Raw genomic sequence first — 2372 nt, 5'->3', positions numbered from 1 at the left:
CTCTATGTTACTTCGCAGATTATAACGTTTGTAATTAATATTATCAAACAACCCGCTCTCATTATAATAACCGAGCGACATAAAATAACGAACACTTTTTCCACCACCATTTACACTCAGGGTATGCTGGGTAGAATAAGGATCTTTCGCCACCAGCTTATACCAATCCGTATTTATTTTGCCCGACTTGTAATAGTCCAGTTCATCGGGGGCATACAGCCTTGGATCATCTGCCGAAATACCAGGATACTGGTTATACAACATATCGTTTTGAAAAACAGCATGCTGATAGGAATTCAACCGACCGGGAATCTGCGTAGGACGTAAGGTACCTGCATTACCGGTATAATTAAAGCGGGGCGCCTGATCCATTTCTCCACGTTTGGTGGTGACCAGCAAAACGCCGTTAGCGCCGCGTGCGCCATAAACCGCAGCAGATGCGGCATCTTTCAGCACAGATACACTTTCTATTTCGTTAGGCGTGAGGGCATCAAAATCTTCCTTGCCGCGCACTACCCCATCTATGACATATAAAGCACCGGAAGAATTTAAAGTCCCCCTGCCACGAATGGTGATAGGTGAACTTACGCCCGGAATACCGCTGGGGTTATTGGCATACAGACCGGAAAGTCTTCCTGCCAGCGCATTAGAGATATTAGACACCGGCACATTCTGAATATCTTTGGAGCTGATGGAAGAGATGGCGCCGGTTAAATTCACCTTCTTCTGATTACCATAACCTACTACCACAACTTCATTTAATCCGCGGGTATCTTCTTCCAGTGCTACGTCTACCTGCTCGCGGTTATTAATCGCCACCTTTTTCGGCAAATAACCCACAAAGGTAAATACAAGGCTGGCCAGTCCGGGCGCGTTCAGTTCATATTGCCCTTCACCGTTGGTAACAGCGCCGGTATTGGTTCCTTCTACTTTTACCGTTACGCCCGGCAGCGGTTCACCTTTGGCGCCGGTGACCTTACCCCTGATTTTTTTATCAGCGATATCGGTACCACCCGGTACAATGACGATCAGCTTATCTCCCATTTTTTTGGCGTAGAGCGGCGTGTTCGCCAGTAGCTGCTGCAACACATCCATGGCGGGCATGTCTGTAACAGACAGGTTGATCATTTGCGAAGCCGGCAATGTTTCCTCACTGAAAAGAAAACGGACCTTACTTTTTTTCTCCAGCTCATTAAGTGCTTTGGCGAGTGACTTATTCCGGATGTCTAGCGTCACCTTTACATCCTGCGAATAAACACTGGCAGACACCCGCATGCAGGCCAGAAAAACCAATAGAAAAAATATCTTCATGAAGCGAATGATTTGCGGTCGGGGAACCAGGCATAGGTTTCCCTGATGAAATCGTAATTTTTTTTGCATAATTTCACAAATGAAAAGTTAAACAATAAGCATCCGGGCTGATCTCGTACATCAGCCGGCTTTGGTTGACAAATTCAAACGGGGAATGTTAGCGCATTTCCCGTTTTTTATTACTGGTATTAAGTAATCATATGGTGGTTTTTAATTGATAATAACCTGCTTGCCTTTCATTGTAAACTGAAAATGGTGAATCTGTTGCATAGCGGTGAGGGCTTCTGCAATCGTTTCATTCTGAAATGAGCCGGTAAAGTGGCTGTCGTTAATTTTTTCATTGTTCACCTGAATAGATACATTGTACCAATGTTCCATTTTCCGCAGGATGTCCGGCATTTTTTCATCATTAAATACCAGCTTATTTTCTATCCAGGAAGTTTCTGCCAATAGTATGGAATCGTCTGGCAGCTTCCCGGCGTTGGCTACGCTATAATGTACTACCGGCTGCTTTGATTTTTTTGCTGGTTGATTATTATAGATAATTAGTTTTTCACCTGGTTGTAGATCTATCCGCTGCCCTGGCACTTCTTTCATCAGCACTTCTATTTTACCGCTTACCAGCGTGGCTTCAGCCTTGCTTTCGTTACTATAGGAACGTACGTTCAATACCGTTCCTAATACGTTCACCTGCATTTTCAGGGTATGTATAATAAAGGGCTTACCGGCATCTTTGGCCACATCAAAACAAGCTTCTCCTGTGAGATATACTTCCCGGGTAAGCGCATGTTTCATGTCATCGCTGTAGGTAAGTTTACTCCCTCCATTCAGCCAAACGGCGGTGCCATCCGGCAGCTTTATTTTGCTTCGGGAGCCTTCGTGGGTGGTGACTTCATTATTGGCCAGCGGCTGATGCGTTATCCCTTTGGTAAACCAGGTCAGCCAACCCGCTGCCATCAGGCAAATGCCTGTAAGGGCGGCCGCCGCCCACCCTACTTTTTTACGGAGCGAAAACACCCGGGGCACTTCTCCGGGCAAGGCCGTTTCTGCCTGCAGTTGTG

General features: G+C 46.0%; 2 protein-coding genes. Both read right to left on the bottom strand.

Annotation, left to right across the window (positions count from 1 at the left end):
• On the bottom strand, positions 1-1311 hold a 1311-nt coding region (locus tag VIP81_RS03655), incomplete at its 3' end, for a SusC/RagA family TonB-linked outer membrane protein (RefSeq protein WP_331957121.1).
• 210 nt (positions 1312-1521) lie between these two features.
• On the bottom strand, positions 1522-2372 hold an 851-nt coding region (locus tag VIP81_RS03650), incomplete at its 5' end, for a FecR family protein (protein WP_331957120.1).

The organism is Chitinophaga sp. (assembly GCF_036566945.1).
GTDB lineage: Bacteria > Bacteroidota > Bacteroidia > Chitinophagales > Chitinophagaceae > Chitinophaga.
Note: the sequence above shows the minus strand (reverse complement) of the source record. Positions and strands in the feature narration are given on the sequence as shown.